This window comes from Rickettsia sp. TH2014 (assembly GCF_019249195.1).
GTDB lineage: Bacteria > Pseudomonadota > Alphaproteobacteria > Rickettsiales > Rickettsiaceae > Rickettsia > Rickettsia felis.
This window is the reverse complement of record NZ_MXAX01000134.1, coordinates 1-1,216: the sequence shown is the minus strand read 5'-3', so window position 1 is coordinate 1,216 and position 1,216 is coordinate 1. Positions and strand designations below refer to the sequence as shown.

Sequence of the window (1,216 nt, the reverse complement as noted above, 5' to 3'; positions counted from 1 at the left end):
TTAATTTTACTAAATGTAAGATTAAATCTCAACTATTACAAATAAACAACCTCTATCTGCTGCCTATGCTTGGAAGAATGTAGGTTACTAGTGGGAAAACCATCATTATAATCCTGACGAGAATAGGACCGCTTGGTAGCCGCAAATGAAAAAGATTTGGTTTACCGAGTTTGGCTTTCCGTCAATAGATAAAGCACCAAACCAACCAAACGTGTTCTTTGATCCTAAATGCACGGACGGCGGTAGCCCTAAATATTCCTCGGCAGGTACGGATTTCTCGGTACAACGCAAGCTATTAAAGGATTTATAGAATATTGGCAAACGCAAGAATATATAGAAGAAATGTTTTTATGGACTTGGGACGCATGCCCCTACCCTGCATGGCTGCACGGTAATATTTGGAGCGATAATCATTTATGGGAAAAAGGACATTGAGTTAACGGCAAATTCGGATCTTGTAGCCTTGCGGAGATAATCCTTGAACTATCTGCTAGAAGCGGTATTGACCTGCAAAAATCGATATTTCTACTATTGACGAAGTAGTAGATGGCTTTATTTTGAATAAAATTTTATCTGCAATAGATGTTATTAATTCTCTAAGAATATTTTACTGTTTTGATGTGATAGCAAGCGAATGTGAAAAAATTAAATTTCTTAAGCGAGGAGCAGGTAATTTAGAGCATCTAAGCAGTGAGAGCCTAATAAAAATTTCAAATAATAGCTATTTAAAGCAAACGGAAATAGCTGAAGAACATATTATTAGCAAGCTTAGTATTAATTTTATCGATAGGTTTAATGGTTATACTAATTCCTATTGTTATATAAGCAATGAAACAGGTTCAAATAGCCCTACCCTCAACGTCAGAATCCCTATTATCTTATCACTACCCGAAATAGAGAAAATAGGAGGATTAATCTTAAAAAATGCTTCTATAGAAAGTAAAGTAATTAAATTCCTAATACCTTCCGTCTTTCATGGGTTTAAGCTAGGCGATTTTTTAATACTTCATTATAACAAACTTAAATATCAAATTAGAATAGTAAATATACAACTACTTTCCCTAACTTCTTATGTTACGGGCATTATAGATAATCTATCTTCTTATTATTTGCCTGCCGCAAATATTTTATCCGGTTTTGAAAAAACCATAAATGAGCAAACTAAGTGTATTATACTTGATTTACCTGGTCATGCCTCCATATTGCAGTTACACCT

2 protein-coding genes are annotated in these 1,216 nt (G+C 34.1%); both read left to right on the top strand.

What is annotated here, in order from left to right:
- Positions 1–145 precede the first annotated feature (145 nt).
- Entirely contained in the window at positions 146–310 is a 165-nt protein-coding gene (locus tag KYQ89_RS02570; protein WP_256621209.1) for a glycoside hydrolase TIM-barrel-like domain-containing protein, read from the top strand.
- A 247-nt stretch (positions 311–557) separates the two neighbouring features.
- A partial coding sequence (locus tag KYQ89_RS07685) for a phage tail protein (protein ID WP_256621208.1) occupies positions 558–1,216 on the top strand: 659 nt, incomplete at its 3' end.